We start from the raw sequence: 19,912 nt of genomic DNA, 5'->3' as shown, positions 1-19,912 counted from the left end.
GAATGACCGCGCACCGCGCCCGGTTCGCTCGTGGCCGACCCGTGCTGATCACCGGTAGGGTCGGGCGTCATGTCCCAGGTTTCTAGGATCCGCGTGGCGGTGGTCTTCGGCGGGCGCAGCTCCGAGCACGCCATCTCCTGCGTCACCGCGGGCGCCGTCATGGCCGCCATCGACCGGGACCGGTACGAGGTCGTGCCGATCGGCATCGCCCGTGACGGGCGCTGGGTGCTCCCGCCCGCGGACCTGCGCCTGGCGATCGAGGACGGCCGGCTCCCGGAGGTGACCGGGGAGGGCGGCGTCCTCGCGCTGCCGTTCGACCCCGACGCCCGCGGCCTGATGGTGGTCCGGCCGGGCGAGGTGCCGGCGACCCTCGGCGACGTCGACGTGGTCCTGCCGCTGCTGCACGGTCCCTACGGCGAGGACGGCACGATCCAGGGGCTGCTCGACCTCGCCGGCATCCGCTACGTCGGCGCCGGCGTGCTGGCCAGCGCGGTCGGCATGGACAAGGGGTTCATGAAGCTCGTCTGGCAGGCGCGCGGCCTGCCGGTCGGCCCGTACGTGCTGGTCGGCGACCGGGAGTGGCGGCGCGAGCGCAAGCGCAAGCTCGACGAGATCATCAGGGAGCTCGGCCTCGCCGGCGGGACGCCGGTGTTCGTCAAGCCGGCCCGCGCCGGGTCGAGCATGGGCATCACCCGCGTCACCGGCGAGGCCGGCCTGGAGGCCGCGGTCGAGGCGGCCCGCGAGCACGACCCGAAGGTCATCGTGGAGGCCGCGGTCGAGGGCCGCGAGATCGAGTGCGGCGTCCTGCAGGGCGTGGACGACGGCCCCGCCGAGGCCAGCCTGCCCGCCGAGGTGCTGATGGCGGGCGACCACGACTTCTACGACTTCGAGACGAAGTACCTCGACGGCTCCACCACCATGGCCGTGCCGCCGGACCTGCCGCCCGCGGCGATCGAGGAGGTCCGCCGCATCGCGGTGCAGGCGTTCGACGCCCTCGACTGCGAGGGCCTCGCCCGGGTCGACTTCTTCCACACGCCCGACGGCCGCTGGATCCTCAACGAGATCAACACGATGCCGGGCTTCACCCCGGCGTCGGCGTTCCCGCAGATGTGGGCGGCGACCGGGCTGGACTACCCGGCGCTGGTCGACCGGCTCATCCAGACGGCGCTCCAGCGATCGACGGGGCTGCGCTAGCCGTAGGGGAGCCAGTCGCCGCCCTTGAGGGTGGACGCGTCGACGGCGTGCGCGCCTGCGCCGGAGAACGTCCAGAGGGTGTCGCCGATGACGAGCGAGCGGCTGACGCCGTCGCCGGAGTCCGCGCCCGGGGTCCGGACGGTTCCGAGCCTCGTGACGGTCGTGCCGGTGATTCTGAGGGCGAGGGCCTCGGGCCGGCCGCCGTCCCGAGGCGCCACCGGGACGACCGTGAGGCCGGTCTTCGGCCAGTACAGGAACGCGTGCGGTTCGAACTCCGCCTGGGACGTCGCCCCGGGGAGCTTGTAGGCGCTCAGCCTGCGTGGCTCGGCGGAGACGTCGAAGAGGGACACCTGCAGGCCGCTCGTCCGGCCGGAGGAGTCGGCGTCCTGCCCCACGCCGAGCAGCCTCCCGTCCGCCGTCGGGTGCAGGTGGGCGGAGTAGCCGTTGATCTTGAGTTCGCCGGTGGTCCGGGGGTGGCGGGGGTCCTTGAGGTCGACGACGTACAGCGGGTCGGTCTGCCGGAACGTCACGACGTAGCCGGTGGCGCCGATGAACCGGACGGAGTGGATCTGCTCGCCTTTGCCGAGGCCGTCGAGCCGTCCGATCTGGTCGAGGCGCGCGCCGCGCTGGGCCAGGACGTACACCGAGCTCTGCGACTCCCGGCTGCCGGGCTCGATCCGGCTGGTGGTCGCGGCCAGGCGCAGGTTCCCCTCGTGCTCCGACATCGAGTACTGGTTGAGCAGGAAGCCCTTCACCGAGCCTGAGGCCACGTAACTGGGGCGTCCGCTGCCGCGGATGTCGAACTTGTAGATTTCCGTACGCGGCTCGACCGCCTTCTTGCGCGGCCACGCGAACAGCTCCGGGGGAGTGCCGGTGACATAGAGGCTCTCCCCGTTGCCGTAGACGGTCGAGCCGTCGGCGGTCACCGCGACCGGCTGCGGGTCGCCGAGGCCCCTGGCCAGGTCGAAGGTCAGCATGGTCAGCATCGAGGAACCCGCGCGCGAGGACGGGTGGCTGACCTGGTCGCACGGTGTCCGGTACGTCGTCCCACCCTCCACCTCGAAGGACGGGAGCCAGGCGTCGAGCGGGGCCTTCGACACGGCCTCCCGGTTCGCCGCGGTGGCCTTCTTCTCACCGTCGCCGCCCGGGAAGTAGATGCGCGGCTGGGACCTCACCACCACGCGGACCGTGGAGCCGGTCTGCCGCGCGTCCAGGTAGTCGGCGCCGGACGTCATCGTCCCGGCGACCTTCGGCTCACCGGACAGGTCGACCAGCGTGAGGCGCGTCGTCTGCGTCGGCCCGGGCAGCGGCCGCCCCGGCGCCGGCCCGCCCGGTACCGGCCCGTCGAAGATGACGGCTCCGGTCTGCCGTGTCAGCACGAGCACGCGGTCACCGCTCAGCAGCAGTTCCCCGTTGTCGTAGCGGGTGCCGCCCGGCAGTTCCAGCGAGTGCGTCACCTTGCGCGACGCCGGGTCGATGACCCTGAGCCGTCCCCGGGCGAACGCGACGATCCTGCGGCCGTCGGTCTTCACGAGATCGGGCTCGTCCGCGTCCGGTTCGTGCGAGTTCGTGGTGGAGTGCTCCGGAGTGGGCGGGGGAGCCCCGGGCACCTTGCCCGCGCTCGGCGCCTTCGCCAGGGCCTCGATGCCGTCGCTGCGCACGCCGTCGAGCCCGTAAGGGCCGACCTTGGCCGAGGTGGCGCGGCGCAGCTCGTCGAGGAGCGCGTCACAGCCGCGATAGGCGACGAGCCGTACCGGCGGCGCTTCGGTGTTCCGGTCGTCGACCTGTCCTGACTTGTCGCATCCGGCGATCCCGCCCAGCAGGAGCGTCGTTGCGACCGGGAGCAAGATACGACCACGCATGGACCTTGGACGCTCGCGTCCGCGGCCGGGTTCCCCGGGGTGGGGAATCTTCCGGTGAAGGCCGTCTTACGCGAGCGTCAGCACGCCGAAACCGTCCGGAAACAGCAGCTGGGCACGATCGGAGCACCGTCTGACCCCTGCCGGAAGGAGCTCTGCCCGATGCTCTCCCCAGCCGTGTTCGACCTCGACGACCCCGGGATGCGGGACGTTCTCGGACACTCCCACTGGCACCCCGACATCCCGGGAGTGGCGGAGGTCATCACGGGCGGATCCGTCCGGATGGAGTGCCCCGGCCGGGAACCCGGCGGAGGGATCCTGCTGTGCGGTCCGCTCGTCGTCGTCGGAGCGGAGCCCGGAGACGTGATCGTGGTGGACGTGCTCGCCGTCGGGCGCCCCGGAGGCGGGCACGACGCCGGCGGCCACCCCGGGGTCATCGGCTGCGCGCCGCCCGGCCCCGTGGCCGTGCCCGGCGAAGCGCGCGGTCGCGACGTGGGCGGATGCCTCATCGCACCGCTCTCCGCCGGCTCCCGCCTCCTGCTGCCGGTGCACGTGCGGGGCGCGAAGCTGTCGGTGGGCGACCTGCACTTCCCGCGAAGCGGCGCCTACGACTGCGGCGAGCCCGGCGTGTCCGGCTGGATCGACCTGCGCGTCAGCCTCACCCGGCAGGGCGTCGAACGGTTCCGCGTGACCGGGCCGATGCTGATGCCCGACCCGACCCCGCGCCTGTGCTAACCGTCCCGCCGCTCGCGCTTCTCATGCCTGGCGATCAGCGTGTCGATCTGGACGCTCAACTTCGAACCGAGCGGCCACCCGACGTAGTGGGTGAGGAAGACGCCGATCTCGCGCAGCTCGTCCGGGGACAGCTCCCCGTTGGCCAGCGCCGCCGGGATCTGGATGTCGAGGACGTCGTTCAGCCCCTGACCGGCGAGGACCCCGACGAGCAGCAGCCGCCGGTCGCGCATGCTCAGCCCGGGCCGCGTCCAGATCTCGCCGAAGAGGTGCTCGACGGTGATGCCGAAGAAGTCGCCGGGCCCGTCCGAGACCTCCCAGCCGTAGACCCGGCGCATCATCTCCAGCCCACGCTCACGCCGACCCTCGGCAGACCGGTCCCCAGAAGGACGACCTTCCACGCCCCCCGGTTCGCTTCGCTCGTCTCTGTTTCCTGTGGGGGGGCGACCCCCCACGCCCCCCGGTTCGCTTCGCTCAGTCATTGGCCTCTCCCACCAGACCGAGTCCCGCACCGAAACGATCGAGGGCGATCCGGGCGAGCGGGGCGTCGACCCCCAGCTCGTCCGCCAGCTCCAGCGCGAGGGACAGGTCCTTCTCACCGAGGTCCCGCGTGTGCCGCAGGATGTCGTACAGGTCGTCGTCCGGCGCCAGCGGCGCGGTCGTCGGCCGCAGCATGATGGATCCGGCGCCGCCGGTGATCGCGTCGGTGTGCCGGACGACCCGGCCGAGCTTGCGCAGCGACACCCCGGCCGCCTCCGCGAGCCGCTGCGCCTCCGCGGCGGCGGTGAACGAGATGAAGTGCAGCATGTTGCGGGCCAGCTTCGTGCGGGTTCCCGCGCCGACCGGCCCCATGTGCAGGACGAGGTCCGCCCAGGCGCCGAACGGCTCGCGGCAGCGCTCGAACGCCTCGTCCGTCCCGCCGACCATGACCGCGAGGCTGCCCGCGCTCGCCCCCATGAACCCGCCGCTCACCGGCGCGTCCACCACCTCGATCCCGTAGCGCCGCGCTCGCGAGGCCAGGTCCTCGGCGGTCCGCGCGCGGATCGTCGAATGGACCGCCAGGACCGTGCCCGGACGGGCGCTCGCGAGCACCTCCTCGCCCACCTCCGTCACCTGGGCGTCGTCCCGGACCATGACCGAGACCAGGTCGCAGTGCGCGGCCACCTCGGCGACGCTCTTCGCGGCCCGCGCACCCGCCTTCACCAGCGGCGCCATCGCCTCGGCGCGCGCGTCGTACACGGCCAGCCCCCTGCCGGCCAGGCGGGTCGCCATCGGCGCCCCCATCTGCCCGAGCCCGATGAAGCCGACCGGCACGCGTTCACCCGCCGGGGGGACGCGCCCCTCCGGCTCGTCCCCGCTCATGCCCGGAACACCTCGCCGCCGTCGACGTTGACGATCTGGCCGGTGATCCACGCGGCGTCGTCCGACAGCAGGAACAGGCAGGCACCCACCAGGTCCTCGGGCGACCCCATCCGCTTGAGCGCCATCTTGTCGCGGACGATCTTCTGCGACATGTCGCCCGGCACGACCGTCCGGTTGGCCTCGGTGTCGATCGGGCCCGGCGCGATCGCGTTCACGCGGATGTTCATGCTGCCCAGCTCGTGCGCGAGCTGCTGCGTGAGCCCGTTGACGCCGACCTTGGCCAGCCCGTAGAACCCCGAGTACTGCCACGCGGCCGTGGACGACTGGTTGACGATGGAACCGCCGCCGCGCTCCTGCATGTGGGGGTAGCAAGCGCGCGCGCACAGCAGCGCGCCGTCCATGTTCACCGACATGAACTTCTTGTAGTAGTCCCAGTCGACGGTGAAGAGGAAGTCCAGCTTCATCGTCCCGAAGATGGCGGCGTTGTTGACGAGATGGTCGATCCCGCCGAACCGCTCCACGGCCTCCCCGGCCATGGCGTCCACGGACGCGGGGTCGGACACGTCCGTCCGCACGAACAGGCCCTCGATGTCGTCCGCCACGTCCCGGCCGCGCTCGTCCACGTCCGCGACGACCACGCGGGCGCCCTCGGACGCCAGCGCCCGCGCGTACGCCTCGCCGATTCCCTGCGCGGCCCCGGTGACGACCGCGACCTTTCCCTCGAACCTCACACGCCCTCCGCGATCGACTTGGTCTCCAGGTACTCCTCGAAACCGGCCACGCCCATCTCGCGGCCGATGCCCGACTGCTTGTAGCCGCCGAACGGGACGTCCGCGCCGTACCAGACGCCGCCGTTCACGCTGACCGTCCCGGTGCGCAGCCTCCCCGCGACCCCGCGCGCCCGCTCGACGTCCCCGCCGTGCACCGCGCCCGACAGCCCGTACGGCGAGTCGTTCGCGATCCGCACCGCGTCGTCGTCGCCGTCGTGCGGCAGGATCACCAGCACCGGCCCGAAAATCTCCTCGCGCGCCGCGCGGGAGTCGTTGGTCAGCCCGGTGATCAGCGTCGGCTCGATCCAGAAGCCCCGGTCCCGGCCCTCCGGCCGGCCGCCGCCGCACGCGAACGCGCCGCCGTCCTTGACGGCCAGCTCCAGGTAGCCCTCGATCCGCTCGCGCTGCCGCGCCGAGATGACCGGGCCGCAGATCGTCCGGTCGTCCTGCGGGTCCCCGGCGCCGAGTTTCGCCAGCGCTCCGGCGGTGATCTCGACGGCCTCGTCGTGGCGCTCGCGCGGGACGAGGATCCGGGTCGTGATCGCGCAGCCCTGCCCGGCGTGGGTGATCCCGGCGAACGCCGCGTACGAGCACGCGGCCCGCAGGTCGGCGTCGTCCAGGACCACGAACGCCGACTTGCCGCCGAGCTCCAGGAACACCCGCTTGAGCGTCCCGGCCGCGCTCGCCATCACGTTCCTTCCCGTCGCCGTGGACCCGGTGAACGACACCAGGTCGACGCGGGGGTCCTGCGTGAGCCGGGCGCCCAGCGCGTGATCGGACGACGTGACCACGTTGACCACGCCCGGCGGGATGTCGGTCTCCCCGGCGATGACCTCACCGACCACCGCCGCGCACCAGGGCGTGTCGGGCGCCGGCTTCAGCACCACCGTGTTGCCCGCCGCCAGCGCCGGACCCAGCTTGGCGAGATTGATCTGGTGCGGGAAGTTCCACGGGGTGATGGCGCCGACGACGCCCACCGCCTCCCGCACGACCCGCCGGTGGCTGGGCATCCCCATCGGCTCGGCTCGTCCGAGGTCCCGCTCCCAGCCGTAGTCCTCGACCAGGTCCGCGAACCATGCGAGGTCGTCCACGGGTGCGTCCAGCTGGGCCCCGAACGTCAGGAACCTCGGCGCGCCCACCTCCTTGATCGTGAGTTCGCGCAGCTCGTCGGCCCGCCGTCGCAGCCCCTCCCGGAGCTGCCGCAGGCACCGCGCGCGGAAGGCGTGGTCGGTCGCCCACCCGGTCTCGTCGAACGCGCGGCGCGCGGCCGCGATCGCCCGGTCCATGTCGTCGGCTGAGGCGTCGGCGGCGGTACCGAGCACCTCCTCGGTCGCGGGATTGATCGTCTCGAAGGCGCCGCCGGCCCCGGGGACGAGGCGCCCGTCCACCAGAAGCAAGCGATCGTTTGTTCTGGACACCTGTCCAGACTACCGTTCAGCCCCCGTCGGGACGCAAGGCCACCCCCGCGATTTCGCTCAGGGCGCCCCACAGTGAACTGTGACCTGGCTTCAAGCCAGCTCTGTGCTGCGGGTCCTGAAGAACCGGGGCGTCGAGGTGAGCGAGGAGGAGCGGAAGCGGATCCTCGAGTGCACGGACATCGCGCGGTTGGAGACGTGGCTGGATCGTTCGCTCACCGTCCGGGTCGCTGCGGAGATCTCCGGCCGGGGTGAAGAGCGCTAGATCGCTCGACCCGTAGTTCCGCTCGGGGCCCTCTTTTGCTTCGGTGGACGGCGGGCCCTTGCGGTCACGTGGGACTGGGCAGGGCGGATAGGGCGAGGGCTGTTTCGTTCTTCAAGGCCTCTGGCTCGGCGAGGGGGCCCTGGGTCAGGAGTGACGCTCGGGCGGCCTGGAGGGCGGGGGCGGGGAGGGCCGCTATCCGGTCGGCCAGGGTTTGTGCTGTCCGCAGGGCGTCGCCGGGTGGGGTGAGGGTGGTGAGCAGGCCCCAGTCCGCGGCTTCCCTGGCGGGGATGCGGCGGGCGGTCAGGAGGGCGTCCAGGGCACGGGGCTGCCCGACCAGGCGGGGGAGCCGGACGGTGGCGCCGTCCAGGCACGGGAGGCCGTGCTCGAAGTTGAGCAGGCCGAACTCGGCGGTCTCCGACGCCACGCGGAGGTCGCACCACAGGGCCAGTTCGAAGCCGCCGCCGAAGCAGTAGCCCTCGATCGCCGCGATCACCGGCTTGGACGGGCGCGCGCGCGTGACCGCCATCGGGGGCGGCCCGTCGGCGGTCGGGGCGGGGAAGTCGCCCGCGGCCATCGCCTTCAGGTCGTTGCCCGTGCAGAAGGTGCCGCCGGCGCCGGTCAGCACGGCGACCTTCGCGTCGCCGTCCTCGAAGTCGCGGACCGCCTCGGCCAGCCGTCGGGCGGTCGGTCCGTCGACCGCGTTGCGGCGGGACGGACGGTCGAGCGTGATGACGTGGACGGGCCCACGGCTTTCGGTTCGCACCGTCATGGAGCGGCTCCCCTGTCTAGATCGATCGTCATAGTAGATAGATCGATCTAGTGATGCAAGGGCTAGGGTGGTCGTCATGACGCGCGATACACGGACCCGGCTGCTGGAGGCCAGCGCCCAGCTGTTCCGCGAGCAGGGGTACGCCGGGACGGGGCTCAAGCAGATCACCGCGGCGGGCGAGGCGCCCTGGGGGTCGCTGTACCACTTCTTCCCGGGCGGGAAGGAGCAGCTGGGGGCCGAGGCCGTGCGGCATTCGGGCGGTCGGTACCTGCACCTGTTCGATCTCGTGTTCGCGCAGGCGGACCGGGATCTGGGGCGTTCGGTCCTCGACATGTTCCGGCTGAGCGCGGAGGCGCTGGAGAGGTCGGAGTGGGGCGACGGGTGCCCGATCGCGACCGTGGCGCTGGAGGTCGCCAGCACGAGCGAGCCGTTGCGGCACGCGTGCGCGGAGGTGTTCGCGTCGTGGGAGCTCTCCCTCGCGCGGAGGCTTGCGGGGTCGGGGATCGCGGAAGCGCGCGCGAGGGACGTGGCCACCTACGTGCTGAGCGCCTTCGAGGGAGCGCTCGTGCTCAGCCGGACGGCGCACGACGTCCGGCCGCTGGAGGTGACCGCCGAGATGGTGGCCGGGACGGTGCGGGCCGAGCTCGGCTGAGGCGCGCGGCCCGGGAAATGATCGCGGACGGGGCCGCGTGGAGCATGGGGATGTGCCAGGCTTGTGCGGCCGATCGCCGTCCCGAGGAGAATGTCCGTGCCGCACGCCGACCTGCCGGAACGCATCGGCCCCTACCGGGTCGTCGACCGTCTCGGCGAGGGCGGGATGGGGACGGTGTACGCGGGGCTGGACGCGTCCGGACGCAAGGTCGCCCTCAAGGTGATCCGGCGGGAGTACGCGGCCGACCGGCAGTACCGCGCGCGGTTCGAGGCGGAGGTCGCGGCGGCGAAGCGGGTGCGCCCGTTCTGCACGGCGCCGGTCCTGGACGCCGACCCCGCCGCGGACCCGCCCTACCTGGTGACCGAGTTCGTCAACGGCCCCAGCCTGGACGGCGCTGTGGCGAAGGAGGGGCCGCTGCGCGGCGCCGACCTGGAGGCCGTCGCGGTCGGCATCGCGACCGCGCTGACCGCCATCCACGACGCGGGCGTCGTGCACCGCGACCTGAAGCCCGCCAACGTGCTGCTGTCCACGTTCGGGCCGCGCGTCATCGACTTCGGCATCGCCCGCTCCCTGGGCGGGACGCGCCTCACCGCGACCGGCGGCATCGTCGGCACGCCCGCGTTCATGGCCCCCGAGCAGCTGGACGGGCGCGGCGCGACCCCGGCGTCCGACGTGTTCGCCTGGGGCGCGACCGTGGCCTTCGCGGCGCGCGGCGGGCCGTGCTTCGCCGGCAACTCGCTGCCGGCGGTCATCCATCAGATCATCAGCGGCGAACCCGACCTCGGCGGGCTCGACGGCATGCTGCTCAAGGCCGTCCAGGCGGCGCTGGCCAAGGACCCGGCGCGGCGGCCGTCCGCCCAGTCGCTGCTGGACGGCCTCATCTCCAGCGGGGTCCGGCAGCCCGCGCCCTCCGCGCGGCACACCCAGGCGCCCGGCCGGCACCGTGCCGAGGCGCCGTCCCGGCAGCGGACCGAGGCGCCGTCCCGGCAGCGGACCGAGGCGCCCGGTACGCACGCGCCGGGGGTCGCTCCGCAACTCGCCGCGGGGGAGGCGGCGGCGCTCGTCGAGGGGCAGTACCGGCAGGCCGCGCAGGCCGGCGACCCGGCCGCGATGCGCAGCCTCGCCGTCCTGCTCGGCGGTCAGGGACGGACCGCCGAGGCGGAGAGCTGGAACCGCTACGCCGACGCGATCGACGCCCGGCAGGCCGTCTACCAGCAGCCGACCGGTTACCAGCAGCAGCCCGGGTACCAGCAGCCGACCGGTTACCAGGGCCACCCGGCGCAGGCGCCCCACCAGTACCCGGCCGCGCACCATCCGCACGGCAAGCGGCCCATGAACAGCCTTGCGATCTACGCGGTGTCCATGGGCGCGGTGGGGCTGATCACTTGTGGGCTGCCGTCCATCCCCGCGATCGTCGCGGGGCACGTGGCCTGGGTGCGGCTGCGGCGCTCGGGCGAGCGCGGGCTCGGGCTCGCGGTGACGGGGATCGCGCTCGGCTGGATCATGGTCGCGTTCTGGGCGCTGGTCGCGTTCGGCGCGGCCCTGCCGGACGAGAACTGAGCGGAAAACCCGTTGCGGCCGTCGCGCCGCCGGTGGCACCGTTGACGACGTCGGCCCGTCCGAGACAGAGACGGTGACGCGAGACGTTCGAGAGGAGGACCGGCCATGGCTCTGGAGCAGTATCGACTCCGACTGCCCTCGGCGTCGCACGCCCGCCCCGGCCGGTATCCCGTCTCCTAGAGGCCCCGGCCGAGCAGCCGCGAGCGACGCCCGTCCTCGCGAGTTCCCCGCGGCTCTACTCCAACAGGCAGAGAGGCCACTCTCAGGAAGTGGACGTTCCGGGTTCGAATCCCGGGAGCCGCACGCATGCCTCCGTAGTCCAACGGCAGAGACGGCAGCATGAGGTGCTGTGCGCTGGGGGTTCGAATCCCTCCGGAGGTACGGCGCGGGCCCGCGGCCCGCGCGAGGGGCGGCGCCGACGTTCGGAGAGTCGGGCTTGGCTGTAACCCAAGCGTCGCTGACTGAGTGGGTTCGAATCCCACCCGCCTCACCGGGACGGACGCGCCGGGCGTTGCGCGCGGCCCTCTTCTGAACTAATGTCTGGACACGTGTCCGGAAAACCCGAACCCCTGACCGAGCCCACCCGGCGCCGCCTCACCGAGCGGCAGGCCGACACGGTGCGGCGGCTGACCGCCGCCGCCGTGGTGGAGGTCGGCGAGACCGGCTACGAGGGCCTGACCGTCCGCAACGTGGCCCGCCGCGCCGGCGTGGCGCCCGCGACCGCCTACACCTACTTCGCCTCCAAGAACCACCTGATCACCGAGGTGTTCTGGCGGCGGCTCAGCGCCCTGCCCCCGGTCGAGGCGGACGGGACGCTGCGCGAGCGGGTGGTGGAGACGCTCCGCGAGATCGCGCTGCTGGTGTCGGACGAGCCGGACCTCGCGGCGGCGTGCACCACCGCGCTGCTCGGCACCGACCCCGACGTCCGCGAACTGCGGATGCGGATCGGCTACGCGATCCGCGAACGGCTCCGCGCGGCGCTGCGCGAGCACGACGACCCCAAGATCCTCGGCGCGCTGGAGCTGGCCTACACCGGCGCGCTCCTGTACGCGGGCATGGGCTACACGTCCTACGCCCGCATGGCCGACCGGCTCGCCGAGATGGCGGAGCTCATCCTGCCCGAACCCCCCGAGTGAGGTGACGGCCGTGGACCCTGCCGCGCAGGTCTCCTACAGCCCCTTCGACTACGCCGTCCACGAGGACCCCTACCCCCTCTACGCGCGCCTCCGCGAGGAGGCGCCCCTCTACCGCAACGACGAGATCGGCTTCTGGGCGCTGTCCCGGCACGCCGACGTGTCCGCGGCCTTCCGCGACCACGCGACCTTCTCCAACTCCCACGGCGTCTCGGTGGAGCCGAGCGCCTGGGGCCCGCACGCGCCCCGGACGATGTCGTTCCTCGCGCTCGACCCGCCGCGCCACACCCGTATGCGCGCCCTGGTGTCCAAGGGCTTCACGCCGCGGCGGGTGAAGGAACTGGGGGACGGCATCCTGGCGCTGACCAGGCGCCATCTGGAGCCGGCCCTGGAGAAGGGCGAGTTCGACTTCGTCTCCGACTTCGCCGGCCTGCTGCCCATGGACGTCATCTCGGTGATGATGGGCGTCCCCGAGGCCGACCGGGCCGAGGTGCGCCGGCTCGCGGACACGGTCGTCCACCGGGAGGAGGGGCTGAACGACGTCCCGCCCGCCGGGATGGACGCGGCGCTCACCCTCGTCGGCTACTACCAGGACATGGTCGCCGAGCGGCGCCGCACGCCGACCGCAGACCTGACCTCCGCGCTCCTCGACGCCGAGATCGACGGCGACCGGCTGGACGACCAGGAGGTCATCGCCTTCCTGTTCCTGATGGTGGTCGCCGGGAACGAGACCACCACCAAGCTGCTCGCCAACGCCCTGTACTGGGGCTCGCGCAACCCGGACCAGGCCGCCAGGCCGCTCCGGGACCCGGCCCGCGTGGACGACTGGGTGGAGGAGACGCTCCGCTACGACACCTCCAGCCAGATGCTCGCCAGGAAGGTCGTCCGGGACGTCGAGCTGCACGGGCGGCGCATCCGCGAGGGCGACCGCGTGCTCCTGCTCGTCGGGTCGGCCAACCGCGACCCGCGCGTGTTCGCCGACGCCGACGCCTACGACCTCGACCGCGACACCTCGCAGCTCGTCAGTTTCGGCGGCGGACGCCACTTCTGCCTCGGCGCGAACCTGGCGCGGCTGGAAGCCCGCATCGCACTGACCGAGTTCGTGCGCCGCGTCTCCTCCTACGAGGTCGAGCACGCCGGCGCCGAGCGCGTGCACTCGGTGAACGTCCGCGGTTTCGCCGCCCTGCCCGTGCGCGTGGAGGTGCGCTGATGCCCAGGTTCGACCCCCATCCGCAGCGGCGCGCGGCCGTGGTGACCGGCGCCTCGTCCGGGATCGGCGCGGCGACGGCGACGGCGTTGGCGATGGCCGGGCACCCGGTCGCGCTCGGCGCGCGGCGCGCCGACAGGTGCGAGGAGCTGGCCGCGACGGTCCGGGCCGGCGGGGGAGAGGCGTTCGCGCACCCGCTGGACGTCGCCGACTCCGACTCGGTCAAGGCGTTCGCCGCGGCGGCCGCCGACGCGCTCGGCCCCGTCGAGATCGTCGTCTCCAGCGCCGGCGACCTGGCCGCCGGGCGCCTGCACGAGCTCGACACCGCCGAGTTCCTCGCCCAGGTGCAGGTCCACCTCGTCGGCGCGCACCGGCTCGTGTCGCAGTTCGTCCCGCAGATGGTGGCGCGGCGGCGCGGCGACATCGTGTTCGTCTCCTCCGACACCGTCCCCGCGCCTCGTTCCTGGACGGGCGCCTACGTCGCGGCCAAGAACGGCGTGGAGGGCATGGCCCGCACCATGCAGATGGAGCTGGAGGGGACGGGCGTGCGGGCGTCCATCGTCCGGCCCGGCCCGACCGCGACCGGCATGGGCATGAGCTGGGACGCGGAGACGACCGGCGCCGTCCTGGAGGACTGGGTCAGGTGGGGCCACGCCCGCCACCCCTACTTCCTGCGCCCGTCCGACGTCGCCGCCGCCGTCGCCGCGATCGTCGCGGCCCCGCGCGGCGCCCATCTCCGGCTCGTCGAGGTACAGCCCGAAGCACCGTTGGAGGAGTCGTGACCGCACAGGTGGAGCCGCGCGTCGTGTCGGGCGGGCCCGACCATCTGGAGGAGCTGCGCTCGGACCCGATCGGGCTGATGCGGCGGGTCCGGGACGAGTGCGGCGACGTCGGCGAGTTCCGCCTCGCCGGACGCCGCGTCGTGCTGCTGTCGGGCGCGGAGGCCAACGAGTTCTTCTTCCGCGCCCCCGACGAGGAGCTCGACCAGGCCGAGGCCTACCCGTTCATGACACCGATCTTCGGTGAGGGCGTGGTGTTCGACGCCACGCCGGAGCAGCGCCGCGAGGCCCTGCACAACCAGGCCCTCAAGGGCTCGTTCATGAAGGGGCACGCCGCGACGATCTCCGCCGAGGTCGACCGGATGGTCGCGGACTGGGGCGAGGAGGGCGAGATCGACCTGCTCGACTTCTTCGCCGAGCTGACGATCTACACCTCGTCCGCGTGCCTGATCGGGCGCAAGTTCCGCGAGCAGCTCGACCGCCGGTTCGCCGACCTCTACCACGACCTCGAACAGGGCACCGACGCGATCGCCTACGTCGACCCCTACGCCGACATCGACAGCTTCCGGCGGCGGGACGCGGCGCGTGCGGCGCTGGTGGAGCTCGTCCAGCAGATCATGGATGCGCGGCCCCCGGACCCGCCCAAGCAGGACCGCGACCTGCTCGACGTCCTGATGTCGATCAAGGACGCGGACGGCACGCTCAAGTTCGACGCCGACCAGGTCACCGGCATGTTCATCTCGATGATGTTCGCCGGGCACCACACCACGTCCGGCACCGCCGCCTGGACGCTGATCGAGCTGCTCCGCCACCCCGGCGTCCTGGACGGCGTGGTCCGCGAGCTGGACGAGCTGTACGCCGACGGCCGCGAGGTGTCGTTCCAGGCACTGCGCGCCATCCCGAACCTGGAGTCGGCGATCAAGGAGGCGCTGCGGCTGCATCCGCCGCTGATCCTGCTGCTGCGGGTCGCGCAGTCCGACCAGGAGGTGCTCGGCCACCGCATCCCGGCGGGCACCATGGTCGGTTGCGGCCTCGCCGTCTCCAACCGGATCGAGGACGACTTCCCCGACGCCGACGCCTTCCACCCCGAGCGCTACGCCGCGCCGCGCGAGGAGGACCTGCTCCACCGCTGGACGTGGGTGCCGTTCGGCGCCGGCCGGCACCGCTGCGTCGGCGCGAACTTCGCGATGATGCAGCTCAAGGCCATCTTCTCGGTGCTGCTGCGGGACTGGGAGTTCGAGCCCGCGCAGCCGCCCGAGAGCTACCGCAACGACCACTCGAAGATGGTCGTCCAGCTCGCCCAGCCCTGCGCGGTCCGCTACCGCCGGAGGCGCCGGTGAGGATCGAGGCCGACCTGGACCTGTGCCAGGGCCACGCCATGTGCGAGCTGGAGGCCCCCGACGTCTTCGAGGTGCCGTCCAAGGGCAGGGTCCGCGTCCTGGACGCCGAGCCGCCCGAGGACATGCGCGCCGAGGTGGCCTCCGCCGTCCGCTACTGCCCCACCCAGGCCCTCAAACTGCTGGAGACATGATGCCCGCGTTCCCCCGTGAAGAGCTCGACGCGATGGTCGAGCACTGGCTGGAGGCCAACCGCCGCTGCGAGGAGGCCGGCGACTGGCGCCCGCTCGCCGACCTCTACACCGAGGACGCCACCTACGGCTGGAACATCGGCCCGGGCCAGGACTTCATGGCCGTCGGCCGGGACGAGATCCGCGACATCGCGCTCGGCTCGGAGATGGGCGGCCTGGACGGCTGGACGTACCCCTACCAGAGCATCCTGGTCGACGAGCGCAAGGGCGAGGTCGTCGGGTTCTGGAAGCAGGTCGCCGACGCGCGCCGCCCCGACGGGACGCCGTACGAGGTGCTCGGCATCGGCGGGTCCTGGTTCCGGTACGCGGGGGACCGGCGGTGGTCGTGGCAGCGCGACTGGTTCGACCTCGGCAACGTCACGTCGGTGTTCGTCGAGATGATGAAGGCCGGGGTGCTGTCGGACGGGATGAAGCGGCGGCTGGAGCGGGCGGCCTCCGGCGAGCCGATCCCCGGCTACTACCCGCGGGGGGAGAGCCCCGTCCCGATCTGGTGATCAAGCACGGTCCGGTGATCGGATGCCGATGATCAGATCTGTCCCTCGGGCTTCGCGGGGATCGTCGCCTTGATCGACGGGCCCAGCTCGATCAGCACGTCCCCGGCCGGGTTGTACTTCGGGGGCACCGTCACCTCGACGTAGGACTGCCGCCCCACCGCGGTGAAGGTCACCGGCCGGTCGGCGGGCTGCCCGAACCAGTCGATCCCGTTGATGGTCACCAGTTGCGACATCGGACGGAGCAGGGACGGACGGGGAACGCCGCAGCGCAGCGCGATCGCGGGGGAGCCCCAGGCGGCGGTCAGCGGCGAGTCCGGGGAGGTGTCGCGGCGCTTCTGCCCGTGCACCTTCTCGGGCAGCCGCAGCCCCTGGCAGAGCCGCTGGGTGGCCGCGTCCGGGCTCGGCACCGGGACCTGCACGGCCCCGTCGCCGCACGCCACGGCGAGCAGCGCCGAGCCGCCGAGGACGGCGACGAAGCGGTTCGATGCCGCGAAGCGCTCAGATATGGACGATCGGGCACGTGAGGGTCCGCGTGATGCCCTCGACGGCCTGGATCTGCGCGACGACGAGCTTGCCCAGCTCGTCCACATTCCGCGCCTCCGCTCGGACGATCACGTCGTAGGGTCCGGTGACGTCCTCCGCCCGGGTGACGCCGGCTATGTCGGAGATGTGGCCCGCCACCTCGGCGGCCTTACCGACTTCGGTCTGGATGAGGATGTAGGCCTGCACCATCACGTCCTCCCCAAGCGGAGAATCAACCGTCGGACGGTTCACCGTATCGTGTTACGCGCCGCCACGGGCGGTCGGGGTACGGCGTGCCCGGTGCGAAACAGGAGAAACGCGGGAAAGCGGGGGAACGGCGCAGATGGGCACGATCGGGGAGCTGGGCGAGTTCGGCCTGATCGGCCGCCTGACCCGGCGGCTGCCCCAGGGCCCGGCGGTCCGGCTCGGCCCCGGCGACGACGCCGCGGTGATCGCCGCACCGGACGGCCGCGTCGTCGCCACCACCGACCTGCTCGTGGAGGGGCGGCACTTCCGCCGCGACTGGTCCGGCCCCTACGACATCGGGCGCAAGGCCGCCGCGCAGAACCTCGCCGACGTCGTCGCGATGGGCGCGAACCCCACGGCGCTGCTCGTCGGCTTCGCGGCCCCGCCCGGAACCGGCACCGGCTGGGCCGAGCGGCTCTTCGACGGGCTCGCCGACGAGTGCCGCGCGGCGGGGGCGTCCGTCGCGGGCGGCGACGTCGTGGCCGCGCCGCAGGTCACCCTCGCGATCACCGCGCTCGGCGACCTCGGCGGCGCGGCGCCGCTCACCCGGTCCGGGGCGCGCCCGGGCGACGTCGTGGCCGTCCGGGGCAGGCTCGGCTTCGCCGCCGCGGGGCTCGCGCTGCTTGAGGCCGGGCGGGACGGTCCCGAGGAGCTGATCGCGGCGCACCGCCGTCCCGAGCCGCCCTACAGCGCCGGGGAGGAGGCGCGGACCCACGGCGCCACCGCGCTGCTCGACGTGAGCGACGGGCTCGTCCAGGACCTCGGGCACATCGCCGCCGCGAGCGGCGTCCGGATCGACGTCGACTCCGCGTCCGTGCCCGTCCCGGAGATCCTCGGGCCGGACGGGCTGGGCCGAGCCCTCACCGGCGGTGAGGACCACGCGTTCGCCGGGACCTACCCGGCGGACGCCGCCCTGCCCCCGTCCTGGAGGCGGATCGGGACCGTCGCCGAGGGGGCCGGGGTGCGCGTGGACGGCCGCCCGCCGCCCCCCGGAGCATGGGACCATTTCCCGGCCTGAACGCCCCGGTGCGGTCAGTGCGTAGAGCCGTGTGCGTTGACACATCCGGTAGGCATGCTTGGGACGGGTTTGGTATACATCCTGTGATCGAAGAGGGATGGGATGGGACGACACTCCAGGTTTGAGCGACCGGACGACGACCCCGAACCGGGCGCCGAAGCCTCGCGAGGGCCGTACTTCGGGGCTCCGGTCGACCCCTCCTACGACGTCTTCTCCGGGCCGACCGACGACCGGGTGTACGTGTCGCCGCACGACCAGGTCAGGTCGGGGCCGCCGCCCGTGCAGGTGGACGCGGTCGCCGGACGCCGGCACGACCCGCCGGCCGACCCTTACCCGTTCGCCCCGCTCCCCGGGGACTATCCCGGCGACTACCCGGGCGCCCCCGCGGCGGCGTTCCCCGAGCAGCCGCGCGGGCTCTCGGCCGACCCCGGCGAGGCGCCCGGCATGGCGGAGTCCGAGACGGGCGGCTCCGGCAGGAGCGGCTGGACGAAGATCGTCTCCGTGCTGCCCCTCCCGCTGCTCCCGATCGTCGCGCTCGTCATCGCCGTGGGGATCGTCTCCTACGCGCTGAGCACCCAGCAGATCTCCCTCAACTTCGCGGGCGGCTCCCCGAAGACCAGCCAGACCGACCCGCGCGACAACCAGATCACCCAGCGCGGCCCCGGCGAGCGCGCCAGCCGCGGCGCGGGCCGCCCCGACGGCCTCGTCATCGGCTTCCGCGTCGCCTCCCGGACCCCCGGCGGGTTCAAGGCCACCGCCACCATCGCCAACAAGGGGCAGCGCCCCGTCACCGCGTGGGCGCTGGCCTTCAAGATCCCGAACGCCTCGGTCACGGCCGTCCAGGGCGCCACCGTCGTGCGGACCGGCCAGGTCGCCTTCGTCCGCGGCCGCACCGCGATCGCGTCCGGCGGCAGCGTGCGGATCGTGTTCGCCGCGCAGGGCACGCCGTCCCGGCCGTCCAGCTGCGTCCTCAACAAGCTGCCCTGCGCGCTGGTCTGAGATCAGGCGCCTCCGGCGGATCGCCGCTTCCCGCAGATCACCATAAAGTGGGCAGTATGACGCGCACTGCCTCCGCCCCGCCCCTCGTGCTCACCATCGCGGGCTCGGACTCCGGCGGCGGCGCCGGCATCCAGGCGGACCTGAAGACCATGCTCGCGCTCGGCGTCCACGGGATGAGCGTCATCGCCGCCGTCACCGCCCAGAACTCCCTCGGCGTCCAGGGCTACTGGGAGCTGCCGCCCGAGGCCGTGCGCGCCCAGCTCGGCTCGGTGCTGTCCGACATCGGCGTCCACGCGATCAAGACCGGCATGCTCGCGTCCACCGCCCTGGTCGAGATCGTCGCCGAGGCGCTCGCCGCGTCGCAGGCCCCCGCCGTCGTCGACCCGGTCGGCGTCTCCAAGCACGGCGACTCGCTGCTCGCCCCGGAGGCCGTGGACGCCGTCCGCTCGGCGCTGCTGCCGGCCGCGACCGTCGTCACGCCCAACCTGTACGAGGTGGAGCAGCTCACCGGCGTCAAGGTCGTGGACGAGTCCGGGCTGCGCGAGGCCGCCGAGGCGGTCAAGGCGCTCGGCCCCGCCTGGGTGCTGATCAAGGGCGGGCACCTGCCGGGCGAGCCCGCCGACCTGCTGTTCGACGGGGAGCGCGAGCACCGCTTCACCGCCCCCCGGCACGACAACCGGCACACCCACGGGACCGGCTGCACGCTCGCGTCCGCCATCGCCTCGCACCTGGCGCTCGGCGACGACGTCCCGGCGGCGGTGGCCAAGGCGAAGGAGTACGTGACGGGCGCGATCGCGGCGGGCTTCCCGCTCGGCGGCGGCATCGGCCCGGTCGACCACGCATGGCGGCACCGCGGCTGAGCGGCGGCCGAACTGCGGTGGCGGCGGAACTGCGATGGCGGAACTGCGATGGCGGAACTGCCCGGGAACGCGAAAGTCGGCTCACCGGGAATCCCCGATGAGCCGACCGAAGCCGTGAAGTGGACCGTCCCCGCCGGGACGGGCCGGAAAGGCTCAGACCGTCGGCTTGACGACCTTGCCGGCCTTGATGCAGGACGTGCATGCGTTGATCCGCTTGGTGCTGCCGTTCACGACGGCGCGCACGCGCTGGATGTTGGGGTTCCAGCGGCGCGGGGTGCGGCGGTGCGAGTGGGAGACGCGCATGCCGAAACCGGGTCCCTTGCCGCAGACGTCGCAGACGGAAGCCACGGGAAACTCCAAGTGGTGTCGATGCTCTGATCGGAGCGCCACCCGGCTGCCGCCTCGGGCGGGCCGGGCATCATGGGCGCTCACTGATGAGCGCCACGAACGTGGCGCGTGGACCAGACTAGCCGACAGCGCGTCGGGTT

At 72.9% G+C, this 19,912-nt stretch carries 23 protein-coding genes and 3 tRNA genes; 17 read left to right on the top strand and 9 right to left on the bottom strand.

Annotation, left to right across the window (positions count from 1 at the left end; translation table 11 throughout):
* The first annotated feature begins 69 nt into the window (after nucleotides 1–69).
* Nucleotides 70–1,194 carry a D-alanine--D-alanine ligase family protein gene (locus tag CHC11_RS18195; RefSeq protein WP_089312920.1) on the top strand — a complete coding sequence of 375 codons (1,125 nt, stop codon included), beginning with the start codon at nucleotides 70–72 and terminating at the stop codon, nucleotides 1,192–1,194.
* Here the strand turns inward: CHC11_RS18195 and CHC11_RS18190 are convergent.
* Complete coding sequence (locus CHC11_RS18190) at nucleotides 1,191–3,041, bottom strand: beta-propeller domain-containing protein (RefSeq protein WP_179278886.1); 1,851 nt, start codon at nucleotides 3,039–3,041, stop codon at nucleotides 1,191–1,193. The two genes, CHC11_RS18195 and CHC11_RS18190, sit on opposite strands and share 4 nt — an antisense overlap.
* Nucleotides 3,042–3,215: 174 nt before the next feature.
* Between CHC11_RS18190 and CHC11_RS18185 the strand changes: the two genes are divergently transcribed.
* Nucleotides 3,216–3,788 carry an acetamidase/formamidase family protein gene (locus CHC11_RS18185; protein ID WP_089312918.1) on the top strand — a complete coding sequence of 191 codons (573 nt, stop codon included), beginning with the start codon at nucleotides 3,216–3,218 and terminating at the stop codon, nucleotides 3,786–3,788.
* On the opposite strand, the gene CHC11_RS18180 is transcribed toward CHC11_RS18185, so the two are convergent.
* The 4 genes from CHC11_RS18180 to CHC11_RS18165 all read right to left on the bottom strand — a co-directional run bounded on the left by CHC11_RS18180 (nucleotide 3,785) and on the right by CHC11_RS18165 (nucleotide 7,335).
* Nucleotides 3,785–4,126 (bottom strand): carboxymuconolactone decarboxylase family protein, encoded by a 342-nt coding sequence (locus CHC11_RS18180; RefSeq protein ID WP_245919378.1) that lies wholly within the window; start codon nucleotides 4,124–4,126, stop codon nucleotides 3,785–3,787. The two genes, CHC11_RS18185 and CHC11_RS18180, sit on opposite strands and share 4 nt — an antisense overlap.
* 133 nt (nucleotides 4,127–4,259) lie before the next feature.
* Nucleotides 4,260–5,147 carry an NAD(P)-dependent oxidoreductase gene (locus tag CHC11_RS18175; protein ID WP_089312916.1) on the bottom strand — a complete coding sequence of 296 codons (888 nt, stop codon included), beginning with the start codon at nucleotides 5,145–5,147 and terminating at the stop codon, nucleotides 4,260–4,262.
* On the bottom strand, nucleotides 5,144–5,878 hold the full coding sequence (locus CHC11_RS18170) for an SDR family oxidoreductase (RefSeq protein WP_089312915.1): 735 nt from the start codon (nucleotides 5,876–5,878) through the stop codon (nucleotides 5,144–5,146). Before CHC11_RS18170 ends, CHC11_RS18175 begins: the two co-directional genes overlap by 4 nt.
* Nucleotides 5,875–7,335: an aldehyde dehydrogenase gene (locus CHC11_RS18165; protein WP_089312914.1), complete on the bottom strand. Its 1,461-nt coding sequence runs from the start codon at nucleotides 7,333–7,335 to the stop codon at nucleotides 5,875–5,877. The genes CHC11_RS18170 and CHC11_RS18165 overlap by 4 nt, the downstream gene beginning before the upstream one ends.
* A 103-nt stretch (nucleotides 7,336–7,438) precedes the next feature.
* On the opposite strand from CHC11_RS18165, the gene CHC11_RS41365 reads away from it, so the two are divergent.
* Nucleotides 7,439–7,597: a hypothetical protein gene (locus tag CHC11_RS41365; RefSeq protein ID WP_179278885.1), complete on the top strand. Its 159-nt coding sequence runs from the start codon at nucleotides 7,439–7,441 to the stop codon at nucleotides 7,595–7,597.
* Nucleotides 7,598–7,661: 64 nt separating this feature from the next.
* Here CHC11_RS41365 and CHC11_RS18160 read toward each other — a convergent pair whose 3' ends face one another.
* Complete coding sequence (locus tag CHC11_RS18160; RefSeq protein WP_179278884.1) at nucleotides 7,662–8,366, bottom strand: enoyl-CoA hydratase-related protein; 705 nt, start codon at nucleotides 8,364–8,366, stop codon at nucleotides 7,662–7,664.
* 76 nt (nucleotides 8,367–8,442) lie between these two features.
* Here CHC11_RS18160 and CHC11_RS18155 point away from each other — a divergent pair, with 76 nt between their 5' ends.
* The 11 genes from CHC11_RS18155 (at nucleotide 8,443) to CHC11_RS18110 (ending at nucleotide 15,779) form a co-directional block, all read left to right on the top strand.
* Entirely contained in the window at nucleotides 8,443–9,018 is a 576-nt protein-coding gene (locus CHC11_RS18155) for a TetR/AcrR family transcriptional regulator (protein WP_089312912.1), read from the top strand.
* 96 nt (nucleotides 9,019–9,114) lie between these two features.
* The gene (locus CHC11_RS18150; RefSeq protein ID WP_179278883.1) at nucleotides 9,115–10,578 is read left to right on the top strand and encodes a protein kinase domain-containing protein; all 1,464 of its coding nucleotides are present in this window, start codon (nucleotides 9,115–9,117) and stop codon (nucleotides 10,576–10,578) included.
* Between the two features lie 229 nt (nucleotides 10,579–10,807).
* Nucleotides 10,808–10,881: transfer RNA gene (locus CHC11_RS18145), tRNA-Leu, on the top strand.
* A gap of 5 nt (nucleotides 10,882–10,886) precedes the next feature.
* Nucleotides 10,887–10,959 (top strand) — tRNA-Leu (locus tag CHC11_RS18140).
* A 25-nt stretch (nucleotides 10,960–10,984) separates the two neighbouring features.
* Nucleotides 10,985–11,068 (top strand) — tRNA-Tyr (locus tag CHC11_RS41360).
* Between the two features lie 58 nt (nucleotides 11,069–11,126).
* Nucleotides 11,127–11,714 (top strand): TetR/AcrR family transcriptional regulator, encoded by a 588-nt coding sequence (locus CHC11_RS18135; RefSeq protein WP_245919376.1) that lies wholly within the window; start codon nucleotides 11,127–11,129, stop codon nucleotides 11,712–11,714.
* A gap of 10 nt (nucleotides 11,715–11,724) precedes the next feature.
* On the top strand, nucleotides 11,725–12,921 hold the full coding sequence (locus CHC11_RS18130; RefSeq protein ID WP_218826138.1) for a cytochrome P450: 1,197 nt from the start codon (nucleotides 11,725–11,727) through the stop codon (nucleotides 12,919–12,921).
* On the top strand, nucleotides 12,921–13,700 hold the full coding sequence (locus CHC11_RS18125; protein ID WP_089312908.1) for an SDR family oxidoreductase: 780 nt from the start codon (nucleotides 12,921–12,923) through the stop codon (nucleotides 13,698–13,700). Before CHC11_RS18130 ends, CHC11_RS18125 begins: the two co-directional genes overlap by 1 nt.
* Nucleotides 13,697–15,037, top strand: coding sequence for a cytochrome P450 (locus CHC11_RS18120; protein WP_089312907.1), 1,341 nt, complete (start codon nucleotides 13,697–13,699; stop codon nucleotides 15,035–15,037). The genes CHC11_RS18125 and CHC11_RS18120 overlap by 4 nt, the downstream gene beginning before the upstream one ends.
* Nucleotides 15,034–15,228: a ferredoxin gene (locus tag CHC11_RS18115; protein WP_089312906.1), complete on the top strand. Its 195-nt coding sequence runs from the start codon at nucleotides 15,034–15,036 to the stop codon at nucleotides 15,226–15,228. Before CHC11_RS18120 ends, CHC11_RS18115 begins: the two co-directional genes overlap by 4 nt.
* On the top strand, nucleotides 15,225–15,779 hold the full coding sequence (locus CHC11_RS18110; RefSeq protein ID WP_218826137.1) for a Cif family virulence factor: 555 nt from the start codon (nucleotides 15,225–15,227) through the stop codon (nucleotides 15,777–15,779). Before CHC11_RS18115 ends, CHC11_RS18110 begins: the two co-directional genes overlap by 4 nt.
* Before the next feature lie 32 nt (nucleotides 15,780–15,811).
* Here the strand turns inward: CHC11_RS18110 and CHC11_RS18105 are convergent, their stop codons facing one another.
* Together CHC11_RS18105 and CHC11_RS18100 are read right to left on the bottom strand one after the other, a co-directional pair.
* Complete coding sequence (locus tag CHC11_RS18105; protein WP_281258342.1) at nucleotides 15,812–16,285, bottom strand: DUF3515 domain-containing protein; 474 nt, start codon at nucleotides 16,283–16,285, stop codon at nucleotides 15,812–15,814.
* Nucleotides 16,278–16,511 carry an Lrp/AsnC family transcriptional regulator gene (locus tag CHC11_RS18100; RefSeq protein ID WP_089312903.1) on the bottom strand — a complete coding sequence of 78 codons (234 nt, stop codon included), beginning with the start codon at nucleotides 16,509–16,511 and terminating at the stop codon, nucleotides 16,278–16,280. The genes CHC11_RS18105 and CHC11_RS18100 overlap by 8 nt, the downstream gene beginning before the upstream one ends.
* 133 nt (nucleotides 16,512–16,644) lie before the next feature.
* Here CHC11_RS18100 and CHC11_RS18095 point away from each other — a divergent pair, with 133 nt between their 5' ends.
* The 3 genes from CHC11_RS18095 to thiD all read left to right on the top strand — a co-directional run bounded on the left by CHC11_RS18095 (nucleotide 16,645) and on the right by thiD (nucleotide 19,424).
* Complete coding sequence (locus CHC11_RS18095; RefSeq protein ID WP_089312902.1) at nucleotides 16,645–17,565, top strand: thiamine-phosphate kinase; 921 nt, start codon at nucleotides 16,645–16,647, stop codon at nucleotides 17,563–17,565.
* Nucleotides 17,566–17,667: 102 nt separating this feature from the next.
* Nucleotides 17,668–18,564 carry a cellulose binding domain-containing protein gene (locus CHC11_RS18090; RefSeq protein ID WP_089312901.1) on the top strand — a complete coding sequence of 299 codons (897 nt, stop codon included), beginning with the start codon at nucleotides 17,668–17,670 and terminating at the stop codon, nucleotides 18,562–18,564.
* Nucleotides 18,565–18,620: 56 nt separating this feature from the next.
* Nucleotides 18,621–19,424, top strand: a complete 804-nt coding sequence (gene thiD, locus CHC11_RS18085; protein WP_089312900.1) for a bifunctional hydroxymethylpyrimidine kinase/phosphomethylpyrimidine kinase — start codon at nucleotides 18,621–18,623, stop codon at nucleotides 19,422–19,424.
* A 153-nt stretch (nucleotides 19,425–19,577) separates the two neighbouring features.
* Here thiD and rpmB read toward each other — a convergent pair whose 3' ends face one another.
* Nucleotides 19,578–19,772 carry a 50S ribosomal protein L28 gene (gene rpmB / locus CHC11_RS18080; RefSeq protein ID WP_030164391.1) on the bottom strand — a complete coding sequence of 65 codons (195 nt, stop codon included), beginning with the start codon at nucleotides 19,770–19,772 and terminating at the stop codon, nucleotides 19,578–19,580.
* Between the last annotated feature and the right edge of the window lie 140 nt (nucleotides 19,773–19,912).

Origin of the sequence: Actinomadura mexicana, assembly GCF_900188105.1 — a bacterium.
Classification (GTDB): Bacteria; Actinomycetota; Actinomycetes; order Streptosporangiales; family Streptosporangiaceae; genus Spirillospora; species Spirillospora mexicana.
The sequence above is the reverse complement of the archived record's forward strand: the minus strand, read 5'-3'. Positions and strand labels throughout refer to the sequence as shown.